The organism is Streptomyces sp. CGMCC 4.7035 (assembly GCF_031583065.1).
Lineage (GTDB): Bacteria > Actinomycetota > Actinomycetes > Streptomycetales > Streptomycetaceae > Streptomyces > Streptomyces yaanensis.
Genome location: NZ_CP134053.1, coordinates 2,387,763 through 2,408,271, shown reverse-complemented (window position 1 = coordinate 2,408,271; position 20,509 = coordinate 2,387,763). Strand labels below are relative to the sequence as shown.

20 protein-coding genes are annotated in these 20,509 nt (G+C 70.0%); 12 read left to right on the top strand and 8 right to left on the bottom strand.

Translation table 11 applies throughout. The features are described 5' to 3' along the window. The first annotated feature begins 34 nt into the window (after positions 1-34). Positions 35-454, top strand: coding sequence for a TOBE domain-containing protein (locus Q2K21_RS10060; protein ID WP_310769098.1), 420 nt, complete (start codon positions 35-37; stop codon positions 452-454). Positions 455-578: 124 nt separating this feature from the next. Beyond that, entirely contained in the window at positions 579-1,244 is a 666-nt protein-coding gene (locus Q2K21_RS10055; protein ID WP_310769096.1) for a DedA family protein, read from the top strand. Between the two features lie 47 nt (positions 1,245-1,291). Here Q2K21_RS10055 and Q2K21_RS10050 read toward each other — a convergent pair whose 3' ends face one another. Then, on the bottom strand, positions 1,292-2,797 hold the full coding sequence (locus tag Q2K21_RS10050) for a hypothetical protein (RefSeq protein WP_310769093.1): 1,506 nt from the start codon (positions 2,795-2,797) through the stop codon (positions 1,292-1,294). Positions 2,798-3,091: 294 nt separating this feature from the next. On the opposite strand from Q2K21_RS10050, the gene Q2K21_RS10045 reads away from it, so the two are divergent. Together Q2K21_RS10045 and Q2K21_RS10040 are read left to right on the top strand one after the other, a co-directional pair. After that, positions 3,092-3,634 (top strand): BlaI/MecI/CopY family transcriptional regulator, encoded by a 543-nt coding sequence (locus tag Q2K21_RS10045; protein ID WP_310769091.1) that lies wholly within the window; start codon positions 3,092-3,094, stop codon positions 3,632-3,634. 24 nt (positions 3,635-3,658) lie between these two features. Then, a complete protein-coding gene (locus Q2K21_RS10040) occupies positions 3,659-4,561 on the top strand; it encodes a M48 family metalloprotease (RefSeq protein ID WP_310769088.1) in 903 nt (300 codons plus the stop codon). A 21-nt stretch (positions 4,562-4,582) separates the two neighbouring features. Here Q2K21_RS10040 and Q2K21_RS10035 read toward each other — a convergent pair whose 3' ends face one another. Further along, positions 4,583-4,789, bottom strand: coding sequence for a hypothetical protein (locus Q2K21_RS10035; RefSeq protein ID WP_310769086.1), 207 nt, complete (start codon positions 4,787-4,789; stop codon positions 4,583-4,585). A 373-nt stretch (positions 4,790-5,162) separates the two neighbouring features. Here Q2K21_RS10035 and Q2K21_RS10030 point away from each other — a divergent pair, with 373 nt between their 5' ends. Continuing rightward, on the top strand, positions 5,163-5,798 hold the full coding sequence (locus Q2K21_RS10030; RefSeq protein ID WP_310769084.1) for an RraA family protein: 636 nt from the start codon (positions 5,163-5,165) through the stop codon (positions 5,796-5,798). Positions 5,799-6,267: 469 nt separating this feature from the next. Next, a complete protein-coding gene (locus Q2K21_RS10025) occupies positions 6,268-7,158 on the top strand; it encodes an aminoglycoside phosphotransferase family protein (protein WP_310769082.1) in 891 nt (296 codons plus the stop codon). 214 nt (positions 7,159-7,372) lie between these two features. On the opposite strand, the gene Q2K21_RS10020 is transcribed toward Q2K21_RS10025, so the two are convergent. The 5 genes from Q2K21_RS10020 to Q2K21_RS10000 form a co-directional block, all read right to left on the bottom strand. Continuing rightward, entirely contained in the window at positions 7,373-7,975 is a 603-nt protein-coding gene (locus Q2K21_RS10020; RefSeq protein ID WP_310769080.1) for a GNAT family N-acetyltransferase, read from the bottom strand. Between the two features lie 115 nt (positions 7,976-8,090). Then, positions 8,091-9,092, bottom strand: a complete 1,002-nt coding sequence (locus Q2K21_RS10015) for a phosphotransferase family protein (RefSeq protein ID WP_310769078.1) — start codon at positions 9,090-9,092, stop codon at positions 8,091-8,093. A gap of 125 nt (positions 9,093-9,217) precedes the next feature. Then, entirely contained in the window at positions 9,218-9,520 is a 303-nt protein-coding gene (locus Q2K21_RS10010) for a putative quinol monooxygenase (protein WP_310769076.1), read from the bottom strand. A gap of 141 nt (positions 9,521-9,661) precedes the next feature. Beyond that, positions 9,662-12,220 (bottom strand): GH32 C-terminal domain-containing protein, encoded by a 2,559-nt coding sequence (locus tag Q2K21_RS10005; RefSeq protein WP_310769073.1) that lies wholly within the window; start codon positions 12,218-12,220, stop codon positions 9,662-9,664. A 239-nt stretch (positions 12,221-12,459) separates the two neighbouring features. After that, complete coding sequence (locus Q2K21_RS10000; protein ID WP_310769069.1) at positions 12,460-13,422, bottom strand: carbohydrate kinase family protein; 963 nt, start codon at positions 13,420-13,422, stop codon at positions 12,460-12,462. Between the two features lie 249 nt (positions 13,423-13,671). On the opposite strand from Q2K21_RS10000, the gene Q2K21_RS09995 reads away from it, so the two are divergent. From Q2K21_RS09995 to Q2K21_RS09980, 4 genes are all read left to right on the top strand, one after another. Further along, positions 13,672-14,694 carry a sugar ABC transporter substrate-binding protein gene (locus Q2K21_RS09995; protein ID WP_310769067.1) on the top strand — a complete coding sequence of 341 codons (1,023 nt, stop codon included), beginning with the start codon at positions 13,672-13,674 and terminating at the stop codon, positions 14,692-14,694. 143 nt (positions 14,695-14,837) lie between these two features. Next, a complete protein-coding gene (locus tag Q2K21_RS09990; protein WP_310769066.1) occupies positions 14,838-15,833 on the top strand; it encodes an ABC transporter permease in 996 nt (331 codons plus the stop codon). After that, on the top strand, positions 15,830-16,666 hold the full coding sequence (locus tag Q2K21_RS09985) for an ATP-binding cassette domain-containing protein (RefSeq protein ID WP_310769063.1): 837 nt from the start codon (positions 15,830-15,832) through the stop codon (positions 16,664-16,666). The genes Q2K21_RS09990 and Q2K21_RS09985 overlap by 4 nt, the downstream gene beginning before the upstream one ends. 76 nt (positions 16,667-16,742) lie before the next feature. Beyond that, positions 16,743-17,774: a LacI family DNA-binding transcriptional regulator gene (locus tag Q2K21_RS09980; protein WP_310769060.1), complete on the top strand. Its 1,032-nt coding sequence runs from the start codon at positions 16,743-16,745 to the stop codon at positions 17,772-17,774. A gap of 460 nt (positions 17,775-18,234) precedes the next feature. On the opposite strand, the gene Q2K21_RS09970 is transcribed toward Q2K21_RS09980, so the two are convergent. Next, entirely contained in the window at positions 18,235-18,576 is a 342-nt protein-coding gene (locus Q2K21_RS09970) for a DUF2397 family protein (RefSeq protein ID WP_310769057.1), read from the bottom strand. 278 nt (positions 18,577-18,854) lie between these two features. Between Q2K21_RS09970 and Q2K21_RS09965 the strand changes: the two genes are divergently transcribed. Beyond that, a complete protein-coding gene (locus tag Q2K21_RS09965; protein WP_310769055.1) occupies positions 18,855-19,691 on the top strand; it encodes a vWA domain-containing protein in 837 nt (278 codons plus the stop codon). Then, on the top strand, positions 19,688-20,509 hold the full coding sequence (locus tag Q2K21_RS09960; RefSeq protein ID WP_310769052.1) for a hypothetical protein: 822 nt from the start codon (positions 19,688-19,690) through the stop codon (positions 20,507-20,509). The genes Q2K21_RS09965 and Q2K21_RS09960 overlap by 4 nt, the downstream gene beginning before the upstream one ends.

Sequence of the window (20,509 nt, the reverse complement as noted above, 5' to 3'; positions counted from 1 at the left end):
CTGACAATCCCCCACGTTCCGCGAGGCGTCCCCCATGAACCTGAGCATCCGCAACCAGCTTCCCGGCACCGTCGTCACCGTCACACCGGGCGAGGTCATGGCGACCGTCAAGGTCAGATTGGAGGGGGGCCAGGACGTGACCGCCGCGATCACCGCGGAGGCGGTCGACGAGCTGAACCTCGCGCCGGGGGCCGCCGTGCACGCCCTGTTCAAGTCGACGGAGGTCGCGCTGGCCACCGCCGCCGTGGAGGGCGTCTCCATCCGGAACCAGCTGCCCGGTACCGTCGACCGCGTCACCAGGGGCGGGGCCATGGCGTCGGTCAAGGTCACGGTCGTGGGCGGCGCGCTGACGGCCGCGATCACCAAGGACGCCGTGGAGGACCTCGGCCTGACGTCCGGCTCCTCGGTCGTCGCTCTGATCAAGTCGACAGAGATCGCGCTGGCGACGGACTGAACCCGTTCCGACGGACTGAACCCGTTTCATCGTCTACGGTTCAATAGACGGTCTACAGGATTGTAGTCAACCGCCGGGTGACGCCCCGTCGCGCCCGGCCTCCCGTACGAAAGGGCTCGCGACGATGGCCACACCCTTGTCACTGGGATCCCAGCTCGCGGTGAACGTGCTGGACGCCCAGTCCCTGCTCGCGGCCTTCGGCGTGCTGGGCGTCGGCGTGGTGATGTTCGCGGAGACGGGGCTGCTGATCGGCTTCTTCCTGCCCGGCGACTCCCTGCTGTTCACGGCGGGCCTGCTGTGCACCGGCTCGGGCCAGCAAGGCGTGAAGCTGTCGCTTCCCCTTCTGCTGGTCTCCGCCGCCGTCGGCGCGCTCGCCGGGTCCCAGGTCGGCTATCTGCTCGGGCGGAAGGCGGGTGGCGCGCTGCTCGCCCGCAGCCGCTCGGCCCGGCTGCACGAGGGCGCGCAGCGCGCCGAGGCACTGCTCGACCGGTACGGGCATGCGAAGGCGATCGTCCTGGCCCGCTTCGTCCCCGTGGTGCGCACGGTGCTGAACCCGATGGCGGGGGCGCTGCACGTGCCCGTGCGCACCTTCACCGTCTGGCAGGTGGTCGGCGGCCTGCTGTGGAGCCTCGGCCTGACCCTGGCCGGATACGCCCTCGGCTCGTCGGTGCCGAACGTCGACAAGTATCTGCTGCCGATGATCGCGGTGATCGTCGCGGTCTCGCTGATCCCGCTCGCCCTGGAGCTCCTGCGCTCCCGCCGAGCCGCGAAGGACAGTGTCGGCGGATGATGTGCGCCTTCGCCGTGATGCTCGCCTGACCGACTACGCCGGCGGAGTCATCCGGGTCCGCCCTTCGCCGCCGCGGGGGCGACGTACAGGCGTACACCGGCGAAGGAGTGGGGAGTCCACTCGCGCGCGTACGACGGTGGGCGACCGGTGGGGGTGCCCAGGTACGCGGCGGGCATGCGCTGCGCGGTGCGCGTGATGCCGGCCGGGGTGCTGTTGGTGTTGGGGCCGCTGGTCGCGGCGGAGGAGCAGCCGGCGTAGAAGGCGATCGGGAGGGACTCGTTGCCGGTCAGCAGGCAGGGCGGACGGACCCCCAGCCGGTGCAGTTCGGCGGCCGTGCGCGACCAGGCGCGGCGGTCGGCGGCACTACGGTCCACGGTGTGGTGCAGCACCACGAACTGCACGGCCAGATGGCCGGCGAGCCCGAGCGCCACCAGCGTCGCGGCGATCGGCCGCCACCTGCCGTCCGGGCCGGTGACCAGGTGGAGGAGGGCGTCGGCGACGGGGATAACGAGGAGGATGTAGGCGGGGAGCAGGAAACGGGGCGCGGCGTATCCGATCAGGAAAAGATACGGGAAGGCGGCCGTCGCCGCGCAGGCGAGCGGCACCAGGGTGCGGCCCGCGCGCCGGGCCTGGACCGCGACGGCCGCGGCGAGGACGGCGAGCAGGGGCAGCACGAACCACCAGGCGGTCACCGCCGGGTTCGGCACCGACCCGGTGCACGGGCGGCACAGGGTGCGCCCGCCGAGGCTGCGCAGCTGGTCGACGATGGCGATGTTCCAGCCCAGGCCGCCCTGTATCCGGGAGCCGTCGGACAGGCGTTGCGCGAGTCCCCCGTAGCTGACGTACGCCTCGACGATCCACTCGGCGGCCCCGACGGCCAGCCCGCACACCAGGGCCAGCAGCAGCGGCAGGCGCCGCCACCGTCGTACGAGGACGACCAGGACGAGCAGCGGCAGGGTCGCCCAGAGGGCGTCGGTGGGCCGCATCCACGCCATCAGCGTCGCGCTCGCGGCGACACCCCACAGGGCCGCCCGGTCGGTGGAGTCCGCGTGGGCGCGCAGAAAGCAGCCGGTGCAGGCCAGGGCGCCGATCGCGACCCAGTAGTTGGGCATGGCCTGCGGGCCGTAGAACAAGGTCACCCACAGGCTCGCGAAGAGCGCGCCGCCGAGGGCGAGGACGCGGGCCGCGAAGAGGTCCCGCCAGACGCGCAGGGCGAGGTAGAGGGCGGCTCCGGACAGCACCGCGAGATAGACCCTCAGCAGGCCGGTGGACGAGGACCACGAGGTGATCGGGGCGACCAGCAGGGATATGCCCCGGGCGCGCGGCGCGCTGAAGTACGACGCGGGGGCGTGAGCGCTGATCTGGCTGACGTACACCGTCTCGTCCCAGCCGAGCCCCGTACGCGGTCCGACGAGCACGAGTTGGGCCAGCACGAAGGCTCCCGCCACGAGGGCGATCAGGCCCTGACCGCGGTCGCGCCACGACATGCCGGCGACCGACGGCGCCGCGAGCCGGCGGACGCCCGCGAGCGTGATGTTCGAGTTGTGCGCCATGACTCACCCCCTCTCCCCCTGCGAACTCTAGGGTCGTCGGGCCCCACAGGTCGCAAGGACGACGGTGGAAGTCGAAAAAACGTCCATGAACAAAGAAGTCGATGAATCAGGAAGTCGGTAAAACACGGACAAGCTAACGCGGGTGACCGAGGGTCGCAGCGCGAGACCGCGGGAGGCTCGGCCGCCCCGCGGATCCCGTTGCGCCGATGGAGTGGACCGGGTGTCCCGGGGGGAACGACCGAGGCCCTTGTCCGGCCGGGCATGCCGCCCCCTACGCGCTGTAAGGTTGCGGGCATGGCTGGCAGAGGCTCTCGGGGCAGGTCGGAACGACGCAGCGCCGGTGCGCTGGAGAGCGAGGTGCTCGCCACGCTGTGGGCCACCGAGCAGGCCCTCACGCCGGCCGAGATCCAGGCCGAGATCGGCGGCGGCCTCGCCTACAACACCGTGCACACCATCCTCAAACGCCTGTACGACAAGGGGCTCGTCCTGCGCGACGTGGACGGGCGGCGCGGGGCATACCGGCCGGCGAAGAACGCGGCCGAGCTGACCGCCGAGGCCATGCACGAGGCTCTTGACCGCGGCCCCGACCCGATCGCCACGCTCCAGCAGTTCGTGTCCGGCCTCAGCCCCGAGGAGGAGCGGGCGCTGCGCGACTTCCTCGGTGAGCCCGGCCCTCCCGGCGGGCGGAGCCTTCCCGGCGAGCACCGTCTCCGCGGCGAGCGCGGTCTCCCCGGCGAGCACGGTCTCCCCGGCGAGCACGGCTTTCCCGGCGAGCGCGGTCTCCCCGGCGAGCACGGCGTTCCCAGCGAGCGCCGTCTCCCCGGTGGCGGCGCATGAGGGTCGACGTATGAGGATCGCCGTATGAGGATCGACGTCTACACCCCGATCCTGCTCTCGCCGCTGCTGACCGCCCTCAGCCCACTGGTCGGCCGGCGCGTGGCGCCCGCGCTCGCGGCCCGGGTACTGACCGCGTCCGCCGTGTTCACCGCGGCCGCCACCACCTGGTCCCTGTTCCTGCTCGCGACCACCCTCGTCGGCGAGGCCCCGCCGGTCGTCGCGGACGCCCGCGCCGACGGCCACGCCCTGGTGGACCCGGTCCCGGAAGCGATCGCCGTCGCCGCGATCGTGGCCCTGGTCCTCATCTCCGTGCGCGTGTACCGGACCGCCCGCGCCGAACGCGCCACCCGCCGCGCGCTGCGGGCCCTGTGCGCCGGGCATCCCCCGGACACGGAACTCCTCGTCGCGGCCTCAGCCGTGCCACAGGCGTTCGCCATCCCCGCGAGTGGCGGCGCACCGGGCAGGATCCTGGTCACCTCGGCGATGCTGAGCGCCCTCGAACCGGCGGAGCGCCGGGTACTGCTGGCCCACGAACGCGCCCATCTGACCCACCGGCACGCGTTCCTGGCGACCGCCGTGGCACTCGCCGTCGCGGCCGACCCGCTCCTCGTGCCGGTGCGCACCGCCGTCACGTTCCTCATCGAGCGTTGGGCGGACGAGCAGGCCGCCGACGCCGTGGGCGACCGCTCCACCACGGCCCGCGCCCTCGCTCGCGCCGCGCTCACCGCCAGGCGCCGCAAGGCCGCGTGCGCGCTGAACTTCACCGACCGCGCGGTCACCCGCCGTATCGCCGCCCTCCAGGCGGGCCCGCCCCCGCACCTGTGGCCGCTCGCCGCGACGACGCTCGCGCTCGGCGCGCTGCCGGCGTCGGCAGCCGTGGACGCGACCGGTGATCTGCTGCGGTTGCTGGAACACGTGCCGGTGTGACCCGGCGGCCCGGTCCGCCGATCACACCACGGTCAGCGCCAGGACGTGGCAGCGCCAGGCATCCAGCGCCACGTACAGGCCCGGGTCGGCGAGCTCGTCGCCCGCGCGGTCGTACGTGTTCGCGGAGATCCCGGCGCTCGACATCAGTCGGCAGTCCCGTCCACAGAGGTCGGACCAGGGCAGGGGTACGCGGCCCTGGGCGGGCCGGTCGGAGTGGTTGACGATCACGACGTGGCGTGTGTCGCCGGCGGTCCAGCTCCAGGTGAGCAGGTCGCGGTGGGTGTCGTTGTCCGGCCGGCCCGTGCCGCTCAGCAGCCGCCACTCGCCCGCGCGTACGGCGGCGGCTGCAGACCCGGCACGACCGTGTCACCCGCCCACGACCAGGTGACCGCCCCGCGTCGGCCTCGGCCAGTCGCAGCCGTTCGGCGTCCGTCCCGTCGGCGTTCGCCGTCATCGCCCGCCCTCCTCACACCCGGAGCATTCCCCCAGATTCGGGCGTCCCGGACGGGGCCGCAATGGCTCGGCGGGGCCAGGCCGCGGATTCCCGGGAACCGGCAGGCGGTCGGGCATATTCGATCACACACCCGCACGGAGGAAGCACATGAGCAACGTCATCGCGTCAGCCGCCGCATTCAAGGACATCCCGACGACCACCCTCGCCGACCTCCTCGGCCGCGAGCAGGTCATGGACATCGGCATCCGCCCGCTGTGGCCCTCGATGCCACGCGTGGCCGGCCCGGCCTTCACGGTCCGCTGCCCTCCCGGCGACAACCTCATGCTGCACGCGGCCATCTACCGCGCCGAGCCCGGCTCGGTCGTCGTCGTGGAGTCGGGAGACGTGGACTACGCCCTCGCCGGGGGCAACGTCTGTGCCGTCGCCCAACGCCGGGGCATCACCGCGTTCGTGGCGGACGGGGTGATCCGCGACCTCACCGAGGTCCGCGACATGGGCTTCCCCGTCTTCGCCCGGGGCGTCATCCCCATTCCGGGCACCAAGAGCGCCGTCGAGCCGCACAACGTGGACGTGCGGTGCGGCGGCGTGAAGGTGAGGGCGGGAGACATCGTGGTGGCCGACGAGGAAGGCGTGGTGGCGGTTCCCGCGGACCGTCGGGAGGAGGTGCTCGCCGCCGCCCTGACGAAGCTCGCGAAGGAGGAGCGGGAAACCCTCGACGCATGGGAGGAGGCGCATCGGGTCAAGATCGACGCCATTCTGGCGGAGAAGGGCTTCGGGAACTGAAGGGAAATGGAGGGTACTGAAGGGCACTGAAGGGCACCGAGAGAGAGCAGGAGAGAGCAGGGGAAGACCTGACTCATAGACCTGACTTACCGTCAACTACTCGCTGGGCAATCCCCCGACAGAGGCACCCGTCACCACACGAGGGAATCGAACGGCGCCGCGCCCGCCACTTCACCAGGGGCCGCTTGACCGGGCGCGGGTAACTCGAACTTTTGTCCGAGAATTCGCTCCCGGCTACCCGTTACGAGTTCATGATCAGGGCGGTTGTTCGGTCGCTTGTCCGCATCGACGTAAGCCCTGGAGGAGTCATGAACCCCGTCCCCGCCCCTGCCGCCCTGCGCCCCGTGTTCGAGAATCGGCCCGTGCGGGCCGCCGCCGCCCGGCACGGAGTTGACGTCGGCGGCCGGTTCCACGCCGCCCATGTCGCCGCCCGCCGGTCCTCATCACGCCCGGCACCGAGGTGGGGCGCATGACCGTCGGCACACCGATTCCGCCCGCCCTGGCCACGTGGGCCGAGGACGTCGTCGGCCCGGTCCGGTCCGTGCGGGACATCTCCCACGACCGCCCCGCCTCCCGCGTCTGGGAGCTGACGTCCGCCTCCGGCCGCACCGTCCTCAAGATGGCGCCGACAGCGAAGTTCTACGCCCGTGAGACCCGCGCCTACCGCGAGGCGGCCCCCGCGCTGGAACGGGGCAGCGTACCGCGCCTGTTGGAATCCGACGCACGACACCGGGCCCTGCTGCTGACCGCGGTTCCCGGCCGGACCGTACGCACGCTCCCGCTCGCCCCGGACCGGCGGCGCGCCGTGCACCGCAAGGCGGGCGTGTGGCTGCGCCGCTTCCACGGCGACGCCCGCGACCTGACACCGCAGGACTACGCGGAGGCGGCGCGCGAGATCGAGCGCGCCGCCTGCGACGCCGAGGTGCACCTGGAGCGCGCCGGGGACCTCATCGGCGTACGGGAGCGGGAGGTCGTACGCCGGCACGCCGCCGCGCTGGCGCTGCTCGGTCCGCTGCCCGTCGGTTACGTCCACGGCGACTTCCAGGAGCGCAACTGGCTGTACGACACCGGGGCCGGCGCACTCGCGGTGGTCGATCTGGAGCGGGCCCGGCCGCACGCCGCGGTGTTCGACGTCGTCCGGCTCGCCTGCGGATCCTGGGCCGAGCGCCCCGAGCTGCGGACCGCCTTCTGCGAGGGCTTCGGGCGCCTGCTGACCACCGCGGAGGAGATCGCCCTGCGCTGTCTGTCCGCGCTCGACGCCGCGAGCGCCATCTCCTGGGGTGTGCCCCACGACGACCAGGAGGTCGTCGAACGGGGCCGCAGGACCCTGGCCCGGCTGGTGAAGGGGGAGTTCGCGTGACGGGACAGCATGTGAACCGCGTGGAGCGCGACCCCGTACCGCCACAGCCGGGCCCGGCGGCATCGATCGCCGGGCGGTGCTCCTGTATGAGGAACTGGCCGCCGCGGGCGGTCTTTTCCAGGAACGGCTGACTCTGTCCAAGGCCTGCTGACGCGAGCCGGGGCCGGGGGCCATGGCTGCCCCCGGCTTCGGTCGGTCACGCATCCGGAACGCGTCAGGAAGGGGACTCGATGTCGCCCTGGACAAGGGCGTGCAAGTGCTGGTCGTGCCATCCGTCCGCATGCAGCAGCGCGCCACGCATGGTGCCTTCGAGGGAGTATCTGGCCTTGGCCGCCACACGGCAGGACGCCGGATTGGCCACCGAGTGGCACAGTCGCAGGCGATGCAGACCGAGGTCGTTCAGGGCCCACCGGCTGACCCGTTTCGTGGCCTCGACCACCACCCCGCCGCCGCGCGCCGAGGGCAGTACCCAGTAGACGATTTCGGCGCTGCCGCCCTTGAGGTCGATGTCGTTCCACCCGATGAGCCCCACGGCCTCGCCGCTCGTTCGTGCGATGGCCCAGACCGCGCCCAGCTCGGCCTCCCAACGCTCGTGCATGCGCTCGATCCTCGTGCGCGCGTCCCGCGGGGATTCCACCATCAGCAGATTCCATTGGCGGATCGCCGGATCCTGGCCGGCGGCCATCAGGACGTCGGCGTCGGAGAGGCGCCAGGGGCGCAGCTCCAGGCCGCCGCCGGGAAGGCCGAGGACCGGCTGGGCCACCTGGGCCATCCGACCCGCGGGAACGACGGCCGGTATGCGCGAGTTGGAGATCATCGCGGCATCGTGCCACAGCCGTCAGCCACGGCACGGGTCGCTGTCACCGAGGTTCCGCCGAGGGCCATGACCGCGTCCTCGGCGAGGGCACGTCGAGGCACAGCCGCGGGGAGCCCTACCCCAGCGCCCGGAGGCGGGTGACGGCCTCGGCGAGGTTGCCGCGGACGGACGTGAGGTGGTCCGAGCCGTAGCCGCGGGGGCCGCACTCGACCACGAGCAGCAGGCCCAGGTAGAGCTGGTAGAGGGCCAGCCGGTGACGGAGGGCGGGAGTGAAGTCGAGGCTGCCGCCCGCCTCCGCGTAGCCGACGACGAGGTCGCTGTCCGGGCCGGTGTCGCCGCCGAAGGCGAGGGAGACGAGTTCGGCGGCCGGGTCGCCCCAGAACGCCCGTTCGTGGTCGATGAGTCCGGCGACCCTGGCCGGCTTCCCGTGCTTCCCGTCGTCGGTGAGGTCGACGAAGATGTTGCCCGGCCACAGATCGAAGTGGACCAGCCGGGGTTCGGTGACCTCGTCGAGGGCGTCCCCGCCCTCGGCCACCAGCGTGCGTACGTCCGTCGGGGGCACGCCCAGCGGGGACTCCCAGCGTTCGGCGTCGTCCAGGAGTGCGTCCACCATGACCGTGAACGCCGTCCGCCAGTCGGGAGCGGACAGTGCGGACTCGGGGGCCGGGTAGCCGAACCGGCCGTCCTCCGGGACCAGGGTGTGCAGGCGGGCGGTGATCGCGCCCAGCTCCCGGCGCAGCGCAGCCTCGGTGGCCGGGGGCACACGGTCGGCCACCTTGTCCCATGGGGTGCCGTCCAGTACGGAGACGGCCAGGAACTCCTCCCCCGCGTACAGCAGGTCGGGCGTCGGCACACCGCCGCCCGCAAGGGCCGCGATCCGCCGGTAGACCATGGCCTCCGTGGTCAGGATGCCGCGCTCGTAGCGCAGGACCGCCGTGTCTGCTGGCGGTGCGAGTTTGACGACGGCGGGCAGGCCCCCGTCGAGCAGCACGCGGTAGGCGGTGTTGAACCAGCCATCGGTCAGCTCGGCCTCCAGGTGGCAGCCGGTGCCCGTGGAGGCGCGCAGCAGGGCGTCGAGTTCGTCGGGAGACAGGTGGCGCTTGGTCAGACTCTGCATGGCGCACGCTTTCGAACTCTGGACGATGACCTGGGAGCGCTCCCATCATGCCGATCACCTCATCCCCCGTCCAGGGGGCCCCAGCCGAGCAACTACCCGGCGGGGGCCCTTGTTTCAACCGCCCGTCACGAAGTCGTGGCCAGCGGATCGAGGAACGTCAGTACGGAGGCGTCCTCCTCGATCAGCGGGGTGAGGGCAGCGTTGAACGGGCCGCCGTACGGGGCCTTCAGATGCGCCTGGAACGCGTCCTCGTCCCGGTACACCTCGAAGATCCAGTAGGCGCGGGGTTCGGCCGCCTTGGTGTACACGTCGAAGACGAGGTTGCCTTCCTCCTCGCGCACCTTCTCGGCGTAGTCCCGGATCAGGCGGGAGACCTCGTCCTCCGCTCCCTGTCGGGCGGTGAACTCGGCGAGCAGGGTTTTCTTCACGGTCTCGTGTCCTTGTCGGTCGTGGGTGGAGCGTCAGTCGTGGGCGGAGCGTCACTCGTGGGCGGAGTGGCATTCGTGGGCGGAGTGGCATTCGTGGGCGGAGTGTCACTCGTGGGCGGAGCGTCACTCGTGGGCGGAGCGTCACTCGTGGGCGGAGCCGAGGTGCCAGACAACGGCCTTGTCCAGCTTCACCGCACCGTTCTCGGCGAAGACCTGCACTCCCTGGCTGCCGGGGTCGGGGAAGATCTGGTCGGTGATCACGGCCTCACCGCTGCCGCCGAAGACCTCGACGGACGACCAGTCGACCAGGATCCGCAGCTTCACCTTGCCGTTCTTGTCCTTCAACGGTGCCGTCTGGATGCCGGGGAAGGTGCTGTTGAAGTCCACGGCGCCGGAGTGGGTGCGGTCGACGTACAGCTCCTGTGTCGTGGTGTCGTAGCCGATCACGGTCTCCTCGCCGCCGGCGCCGGTGCGCACCTTCAGGCCGAACCGTTCGGCGTCCTTGAGGGAGAAGGTGGCCTCGATGTCGAGGGCCTTGCCGTCGGCCGAGGGGCCGGTCAGCGGCTGGGAGGTGTTCTTGACGGTCACCCCGGTCGCGGAGGCTGAGGCCTGCCGCAGGGATGCCACGCCATTCACCGGCTTGCTGGTCAGCCGGATCCGGCCGTCGATGGTCCGCAGGGCCATCTCCCTGGGGATGCTCTGCGCGCCACGCCAGGGAGAGGTGGGGACGGCGCCGGCGTAGTCCCAGTTGTTCATCCAGCCGATCATGTACCGCTTGCCGCCCGGGGCGTTCTCCCAGGACACCGCCGCGTAGTAGTCCTTGCCGTGGTCGAGCCAGTCGGCGCGCTGCACGACGGACTTCGCCGGGGCGTCGGCGGCGGTGAACTGGTCGGCGAGGATGTGGCCCCAGCCGGCGGTGTTCATGTCGACGAGCTGGATCCGCGCCGTCTTGCCGGCGTAGGGGCGCATGTCGAAGGACGCCCAGTCAAGGGTCTCGCTGTTGGAGCCGGTGACGCTGCGTACCACCTTGCCGTCGACGATCAGGTTGACGGACGTCTCCTGGGAGACGGGCTGGGCCTGGGTGTCGGACAGCATGATGTGGTCGACGTTGATGTGGCCCCAGCCGCCGGTGTTGCCGTCGACGATCCTTATCCGCGCCTGCTTGCCGGCGAGGTCGCGGACGTCCCAGGAGGACCGGTTGAGTGCCTCGCCGTCCTGTCCGGTGGCACTGCGGACGACCTTGCCGTCGACGAGGAGTTCCATGGCCGTCGGGTTGTCGGAGCCGACCGGGTGGTTGCCGCCGCCGATGAGGAAGTTGACGTAGTCCTTGTCGATGGTGAACTCGGGCGAGGTGAGGGTGCCCGTGGTGGAGTCGCCGTTCAGGTAGCTGTTGACCAGGCCGTTTCCCAGGAAGCCGGAGACCTCCTGCTGGTTGGGCAGGGTGCCGGTGGCCGGTGCGGTGCCGAAGGCGTCCCCGGTGGTCGTCCAGTCGCCGTAGGTGCCGCCCTCGAAGTCGGCGAGGACCGTGCCCTCGGGCGAAGGGCCCTGCTCCATGACGGTTCCGGGCACGTGCGGGTGCCGACCGCCACCGGCCTTGAAGTTCAGGTACGGGCTGTCGACGGTGAAGGAGGGCGAGGTGAGGGTGCCGGTGGCGCCGTCACCCGAGTGGAAGCTGTTGGCGAGGCCCTTGCCCTCGAAGCCGTCGACCGTGCCCTGACCGTCCACCGCCCCGGCTGCCGGCGCCTGGCCGAACGCGGTACCGGTGGTGGTCCACGCACCGAAGTCGGTGCTCTCGAAGTCCTGCACCACCTGACCGGCGGGCGGGGTGTAGGTGCCCTTGTCCTCGGCGGTGAACTTCTCGCCGTCGAAGTCGCCGATGAAGTACTGGGCGGCCGAACCGCCCGCGATACCACCGGGGTTGATGTTGACGACCAGGACCCACTTGATGTTGTTCTCGTCGCCGCCGACCGCGAGCGGGAACAGGTCGGGGCACTCCCACACACCACCCGTCGCGCCGGACGGGCCGAACTCGCTGAGCAGGTTCCAGTCCTTGAGGTTCTTGGACGAGTAGAACCGCACCTTGTGCTCGGTGGACAGCGAGACCGTCATCAGCCAGCTCTTGGTGGGTGCGTACCACTGGACCTTGGGGTCGCGGAATTCCTTGGAACCGATGTCGATGACGGGATTGCCCTGGTACTTGGTCCAGGTACGGCCACGGTCGGTGCTGTAGGCGAGCGACTGGGCCTGCTTGCCCGTGGACTTGGAGTGGCTGGTGTAGATCGCCACCATCGGTGGGTTCGTCCTGGTGCCGAAGCCGGTGGTGTTGTTCCAGTCGACGACGGCACTGCCCGAGAAGACCATCTCCTGGTCGTCGTGCGACAGGGCGAGCGGCAACTGCTTCCAGTGCACGAGATCCGTGCTCACCGCATGACCCCAGGACATGTCACCCCATGAGTTGCCATTGGGGTTGTACTGGTAGAAGAGGTGATATTCACCTTTGTAGTAAACGAGCCCGTTGGGGTCGTTCATCCAGTTCTTCTCCGGAGTGAAGTGGAACTGGGGGCGGTAGGTCTCGGAGTACGGCGGGGTGTCGGCGGCGACGGCCTGAGGGGCGAGCGGGGCGGCGGCCAGGGCGCAGACGGTCGCCACCGCCGCGGTCAACCGGGCGCGGGCATACCGGGATACACGTCCAGAGCTCATGGCGTCTCCTGTGCTGTGGCCGTCCACGCGGCGGGGCCTGCGACCCTGGCGTGGACCGGCCGAAGAGTGACGCCTTGACCGGCGGCGTCGTCCACGCCGCCCGACCAAGGATGTATGTCATCGGCAGGTGTCATCGTTGACTTGTGTCATCGATGACATCGAGTGGCCCGATGATGGGCGTAATGCGCCCGATGCGTCAACAGTTCGAGCGGGATTGCCCGGTGAGGCCGGCCCGCTCGTCAGGCGCCGCCGGAGGCCGCGAGTTGCGCCAACTGGTTCTGCCACGGCGGATTGGGGCCGGCGACGGAACAGGTCAGCGCCGCGACCCGAGTGGCGAACCGGCAGGCTTCCGCGACATCGTCGAGAGCGAGACCGACCAGCCGGCCACCGAGGAGGCCGTGTGCGCCGAGGTGGTGCAGCAGCCCGGCGGTGAAGGAGTCCCCCGCGCCGACCGTGTCGACCACCCGCGTCTGCACCGCGGGCACCCGCAGCCGTTCGCCGTCCAGTGAGACCAGGGCACCGTCGGCGCCGAGCGTGATCACGACGAGCCGTACCCCTGCGGCGTGCCAGGTGTCGCACGCCTGCTCGGGCGGGGTGCCCGGCAGAAGCAGTTCCAGGTCGTCCTCGCTCAGCCGCAGGATGTCGGCGAGGTCGCACCAGTACGCCAGCCGGCCACGGTAGACCTCGGGGTGCACCAGCAGCGGCCGGACGTTGGGGTCGATGCTGATGGTGGCCCGGGGAGCGACAGCCGCCAGGAACTCCTCCACCACCGTCGCGCCGGGCTCGCGGACCAGGGCCAGCGACCCGGTGTGCAAACAGGCCGTCTCGGACAGATCGACACTCGCCAATTCCTCCGCGGTCCACTGCCAGTCGGCCGTGTTCTGCGCGTGGAAGGAGAACGCGGCCTGCCCCTTGGCGTCGAGTTCGGCCACGGCCAGCGTGCTGGGTTCGGCGGCCGCGACGGCGTACGACAGGTCCACGCCGGATGCCTCCAGGTGGGCCCGGAACAGACGGCCGAACACATCCCCGGACAGGCGCGCGAGGAAGCGGGCCGGGGTGCCCAGACGGGCCAGGGCCACCGCCGTATTCGCAGGTCCGCCGCCGGGCAGCACCCGCAGGGCGAGTTCGTTCGAGGCGCTTGCCGATTCGGTGAAGGCGTCCGCGACGCACTCTCCCAGAACGGTGATCTGACGCGAGCTCATGGGCTGCTCTTCTCTCGGAAAGGTCGGGCGAAAGGGCCGCGTCGCGAGGCGGCCGCCGACCGGCTGCCAGGGCGCGACGGCCACGGACGTTGCCGATTTGTGACGGGTGGAAGGCATTGACGTTGCCGGGATGCGGAGTCCATCATCCTCGCCAAGCAGTGTCAACGATGACATAGGTCAACGTTGACACCCCGGGCGGCATGCTCCGAACCCGTCCCCGTGCCGCTCGCTATCCCACAGGAGTCGATCATGCCTCGCACCACTCGTCTGTCCTCCTCCCTCCTCAGAGCCGCCGCGGTCACGGGCGTCGCGGCCCTCACCCTGACGGCCTGCGGATCTGGCTCCGGCTCCGGCTCCGGCTCCGCCGGCTCCGGCTCGGGCAGCGTCAAGGTCGGCCTGATCACCAAGACCGACACCAACCCGTTCTTCGTGAAGATGAAGGAGGGCGCGGAGAAGGCCGCCAAGGAGAACGGCGCCCAACTGGTCACCGCGGCAGGCAAGTTCGACGGCGACAACGCCGGACAGGTCACCGCCATCGAGAACATGGTCGCGTCCGGCGTGAAGGGCATCCTGATCACCCCGAGCGACTCCAAGGCCATCGTGCCCGCGATCGCCAAGGCCCGCGCCAAGGGCGTCCTGGTCATCGCCCTGGACACCCCGACCGAGCCGCAGAGCGCGGTCGACGCACTCTTCGCCACCGACAACCTCCACGCCGGCGAGCTGATCGGCGAGTACGCCAAGGCGGCCATGAAGGGCAAGACCGCGAAGATAGCCACCCTCGACCTCGCGCCCGGCGTCTCGGTGGGCGTGCAGCGGCACAACGGCTTCCTGAAGGGCTTCGGCGCCACCGACAAGGACGTCCTCTGCGCCCAGGACACCGGTGGCGACCAGGCCAAGGGCCAGACCGCCATGGAGAACTGCCTCCAGAAGAACCCGGACATCAACCTCGTCTACACCATCAACGAGCCGGCCGCCCTGGGCGCGTACACCGCGCTGAAGGCCAAGGGCCGGGAGAAGGACGTGCTGATCGTCTCCGTCGACGGCGGCTGCACCGGCACCCAGGCGGTCAAGGACGGCAAGATCGCCGCGACGTCGCAGCAGTACCCGCTGAAGATGGCCGCCGAAGGCGTCAAGGCCGTGGTGACGTACGCCAAGGACGGCAAGAAGGCGTCCGGTTACACCGACACCGGCGTCACGCTGATCAGCGACAAGGCGCAGGCGGGCGTCACGTCCAAGGACACCGGGTTCGGCCTGCAGAACTGCTGGGGCTGAGCCGCCCCCTAGGGGCCCGTACGACACGGCCCCTACGAGACCGCCATTCCCCTTGAGCGGGGCGGCCGCCCCCCTCCCCGACCCGGGACGGCCGCCTCCTTGGTCCTCCAACAAGGACTTCTGTCTTCCGACAAGGACTTCGCATGACAGCCACGACCACGCCGTACGCCGAGCTCAAAGCCCCCACCACGGCCCGCAGACTGCTCACGGCGCCCACCACCGGCCCGCTGGTCGCCCTCCTCCTGGCCTGCGCCTTCTTCTCCCTCTCGACGGACCAGTTCCTCACCGGCGGGAACTTCTCCCTGATCGTGCAGCAGGTCATGGTCGTCGGCACCCTCGCCATCGGACAGACCCTGATCATCCTCACCGCGGGCATCGACCTGTCGTGCGGGGCCGTGATGGCGTTCGGCAGCATCGTGATCGCCAAGATGGCGGCCGAGGGCTCCCTGCCACCACTCCTCGCCATCGCCCTGGGCATCGCGGTCTGCGCCGGCTTCGGCCTGCTCAACGGGCTGCTGGTGCAGAAGATCCCGCTGCCGCCGTTCATCGTCACCCTCGGCATGCTCAACGTGGCGTTCGCACTGACCCACATCTACTCCGAGGAGCAGACGGTTACGAACCTGCCCGGCCCGCTGACGGCCCTGGGCCAGACCTTCCCCCTCGGCCACACCGACATCACCTACGGCTCGCTCGTCACCATCGCCCTGTTCCTCCTCCTCGCCTACACGCTGAGCAGCACCGGCTGGGGCCGGCACGTCTACGCCCTGGGCAACAGCCAGGAAGCGGCGCGACTGAACGGCATCCGCACCTCCCGACTGACCATCGGCATCTACACCGTGGCAGGCCTGCTGTACGGCATCGCCGCCGTGCTGCTCATCTCCCGCACCGGAGTCGGTGACCCCCAGGCCGGCCAGACCGACAACCTCGACAGCATCACCGCCGTGGTCCTGGGCGGCACCAGCCTCTTCGGTGGCCGTGGCTCGGTCCTGGGCACGTTCATCGGCGTCCTCATCGTCGGCGTCTTCCGCAACGGCCTGCAGCTGATGGGCGTCGCCTCCATCTACCAGACCCTGATCACCGGTGTCCTGGTGATCCTCGCGGTGACCGTCGACCAGATCTCCCGGAAGAAGGCCCGATGACCGCCACGACCTCCCCCACCCCTGTCCTCCAGGCCCGCGGCCTGGTCAAGCGGTACGGCCACGTCACCGCCATCGACGGCGCCGACTTCGACCTGCTGCCCGGCGAGGTCCTCGCCGTCATCGGCGACAACGGAGCCGGCAAGACCAGCCTGATCAAGGCACTCACCGGTGCGGTGGTCCCGGACTCCGGCGAGATCCGCCTCAACGGCGAGCTGATCCAGTTCTCCGGCCCGCAGAGCGCACGCGCCCACGGCATCGAGACCGTATACCAGGACCTCGCCGTGGCGGCCTCCATGGACATCGCCTCCAATATGTTCCTCGGCCGCGAACTGCGCCGCCCCGGCATCCTCGGCAACACCTTCCGCATGCTCGACAAGAAGCGGATGCGTCAGGAGGCCGCCGAGCACATGGCCGACCTGAAGATCGGCCTGCGGTCGCTCAGCCAGGCGGTCGAGACCCTCTCCGGCGGTCAGCGGCAGGCCGTGGCGGTCGCCCGCGCCGTCGCCTGGGCCCGCTCCGTCGTCGTCATGGACGAGCCCACCGCCGCCCTCGGCGTCAAGGAGTCCGGCCAGGTCCTCGACCTCATCCGCCGGGTCCGCGACAAGGGCATGCCGGTCGTCCTGATCAGCCACAACATGCCTCATGTCTTCGAGATCGCCGACCGGATCCACGTCCACCGGCTGGGCCGGCGCGCCGCCCTGATCAAGCCCTCCGACTACTCCATGGCCGAGGTCGTCGCCATCATGACCGGGGCGCTCAGCATCAACGAGGCCGGAGGTACTGTCATAGCGGATTCGGAGGCCGCGAAGGCCGCCGGAGTCCAGGCCACCTGACAACACGACCCAGCTCTCGCGGTTTCCGGCCGAGGCCACGGCCGGAACCGAGAGCTCACAGGAGACGGTTTCCTCCATGGCAGCGAACCGCCGACCGACCCTGGCCGACGTCGCCCGAGAAGTCGGCGTCAGCGCCAAGACGGTCTCGCGTGTCCTCAACGAGGACGGACCCGCCTCGGCGCAGACCAGGGAACAGGTGCTCGCCGCCGTGGCCAAGCTCGGCTTCCAGCCGAACCTCATGGCACGCAACATCCGCGTCGGCGGCCCGGACACCACCATCGGCCTGGTCATCCCCGACCTCGCGAACCCCTTCTTCGGAGCCGTGGCCCGCGCCATCGAGGACACGGTCCGCGAACGCGGACTGACGCTGCTCATGGGCTCCTCCGCGGACGACCCCGACCGCGAGCGCGCCCTGACGGACAAGTTCCTCGCCCGGCGCGTCAGCATCCTGATGGTCGTGCCGTCCGTCGGCGCCGACCACTCCCACCTGAAGTCCCACCGCGCGGCGGGTCTGCCGGTGGTCTTCCTCGACCGCCCCGGAGTCGGCCTCGCCACCGACAGCATCGTCAGCTCCAACCGTGCCGGAGCCCACGACGGCGTCGCCCACCTCATCGCCCACGGCCACCGGCGCATCGGCTTCGTCGGCGACCTGCCCGTGAAGCTGTACACCCGCCGCGAACGCCTGGCCGGATACCGCGCGGCCCTACAGGAAGCCGGCCTCCCCTACGACCGCTCACTGGTCACCAACGCCCACGACCAGCAGGGGGCCGCGGCCGCGACCTCCCAGTTGCTCAGCCTGGCGCATCCCCCCACCGCCCTGTTCGCCGGCAACAACATCGTGGCCCTGGGAATCGTCGCGGAGCTCTCCCGGGCCGAACGGAAGGACGTCGCCATCGTCGCCTTCGACGACGTACCGCTCGCCGAGGCGCTCGAACCGGCCCTGACCGTCGTCGCCCAGGATCCGGAGGAAATCGGCAGAACGGCAGCGGCCACGGCCCTGACCCGCCTGGACGGCGACCGCTCCCGCGCCCGCACCATCACCGTGCCTACTCGGCTGATTGTTCGCGGGTCGGGGGAGTGCGCGGCGCCGGTGGTGCGGGAGGGTTGACTGCCTGGGGAGGCCGGGGAGCGGGTGCGCTATGCGCGTATCAGGCGGAAGGGCCGTGTGGCGCTGGGGCCAGAGTCGGAGTCGGACGGCACGGTCGTGTGGGCTGGAAGGATGCGTAGTTGACCGGGCCTTTGCGGCCTTCTGGTTGCGGGCACCGACGACGAACTGCACGGCGGTGGACTGGCTTTCCCGCAGCACGGTCGCGGGCTCGGCTTCCTGGGAGACGACGATCCACAGTTTCCTGTCCGCGAGCGGGGCAGCCTCCTCGGAGGGCCACTGGCCAGCGACGCTCCGTAAGGCGATGATGTCGATCAAATGGTCGGGACCGCTGAACGCCCCCTCCGGCGTGTGGACTTCGGCCGTCGAATCGTCGTCGAGCGCGGCCAGCCGGATCTCCATCGAGCCGTCCCCGCAGGTGACCGCAGTGGTCGTCATGCCCGGCCGCCAGGTGGCGAGCGCGTCACGAGCAGGCGCGGAAACAACTGGAAGGCGAGCGGATCGAGTTTTCCAGCCGAGACAGCCGCAATGGCCCAACCGTCGCGAGACGATTTCGCACCTCTCTGGCCTCCCCAGCCTGCCTGGCGACGATCTCAGCGAGCCTGCGCTTCGCCTCGCCCCGGTCGGCCACCCTGCGCGGCTTGCCACGCCGCCCATAACTGCCGGTACGGCGCAACAGAGGGCTGATCCTCAGCGGTCGCGCCTCGTCCCACGGGGTCAAGACTGGCTCCGGCGCCGTCGTTCGTTCGGCGAGGGCGTCGGCGTCGACGGTGAGGTGCCGGGATGAGTACAGCTCGAACGTCACCCGCCACAGCCGGAGCCTGGCCGCGTCGCCGCCGCCTGGACGAACTGTCCCCGGCGTCCGCGTTCATCCGACGCAATGCCTCAGTAGCCGCTGGCCGGAAATCGTCGGCGAAAGCGCAGAAGTTGCCGTCGAGTAAGCGGATCAACGCGCCTGTTCCCCTGCGATGCCTGCGCCAGGACCGATAGTCTGCCCCTGGTCAGGAAGGACAGGTCCGGTGAGTCGCTCATCAGCACCCGGCGAAGCCCTTCACAACAATGGGGGAAGGGGCCACAACCGGCATGCCCTACACAGCCGAGATCAGCCGCACTAGTCCGACCTGCTTCATTTTCCTGGTCGACCAGTCCACCTCCATGACCGATCCGATCGGCGGTGACGACCCCAAGAGGAAAGCCGACGTAGTGGCCGATGCCATCAATCGACTGCTGACCGAACTGTCGGTCAAGTGCGCCAAAGAGGAAGGCGTACGCGACTATTTCCATATCGCGGTGATCGGCTACGGAAGTGCCGTGGGCTCCGCTTTCCAAGGAGAACTCACCGGACGCGACCTGGTACCTCTGAGCGAGGTCGCCGACGCACCCGCGAGAATAGAAACCCGGGCGAAGAAGGTATCGGACGGCGCCGGAGGCTTGGTCGAAACCACGGTGCAATTCCCGCTCTGGATGGATCCTGTCGCGCAGGGCGGTACTCCGATGAATCGTGCGCTCAAGTACGCCGAAACCCTGGTGGCGGGCTGGACCGAGCGCTATCCCGGCAGCTTTCCGCCCATCGTTCTCAATCTGACCGACGGAGAGTCGACCGACGGTGATCCCGCCGCGTCGGCGGCCGCGATCACCGCGCATGCGACGGCGGATGGCTCCGTGCTCCTGTTCAACCTGCACGTCTCCGCGGCCGGCGGCGCTCCCAGCGCGTTCCCCGACTCGGACGCCGACCTGCCGGACGACTACGCTCGCGCGCTGTTCGCCATGTCGAGCCCCTTGCCGACGCACATGCGTTCCTATGCCGCTTCCCAGGGGCAGCGCGTGAGTGAGAACACCCGCGGCTTCGTCTACAACGCCGACGTCACGTCGGTTGTCCAGTTCCTCGACATCGGCACCCGCGCCACCGAACTCCGGTGACCTCGAGCGGCCTTTACCTCACTCGGCTTCTCGCACCCAAGAACGGCAGCGCAGAAGCCGAGTGTGAGGATGCCGCCCACGTCGTCCCAGCTCCGCGGTTCGACGAACTGGTCGACGCCCCACTGGCCGTAGGCATGTGCGACGGGGCGACGGAAAGCGTCCTGGCCAGGGACTGGGCGCATCTGTTGGCTCGGTCCGCCGCCCAACATGCCTGGGAGGACGAACAGGTCTTCCACAGTGGACCTTCTTTTGAGTCGTTCGCCCGAAACACCGTGTCACTGTGGGAACCGTGGCTCGAAAAGTACATTGCGGCGCGCGCCGCACAGGGAAATCCCCTGAAGTGGTACGAGCAGACGAAACTCACCGCCGGAGCGTCCGCCACCCTACTGATGTTGCGCATGGACCCGGTACCAGGAGGCAGTTGGCGTTGGCGATGCGCCGCGTTGGGGGACAGCTGCCTCTTTCACATCCGGGACGGAAAGATACTCAAGTCCTTCCCCGTGGAAGAGACAGACGAGTTCGGCGTCACTCCGAAACTCTTCAACAGCCTCAATCGCGACAGCGCGCTGCTCTCTGCCCGCACCTTGTTCGCTGAGGGCATCTGCGCATCCGGTGACCGCCTGCTCCTCATGACTGACGCGCTCGCCCACTGGTTCCTTTCCGCCACCGATCACGCGCGTGTTCTGGCTGAGCTGTCGGAGTTCTCGGGCCCGCACGACGGCCCTCGTTTCTCGGACTGGCTTCAGGGGCTTCGCGTAGAGGGTGCACTCCACAACGACGACGTGGCCGTCGTACGCATAGATGTCGAAGGGCAGTGA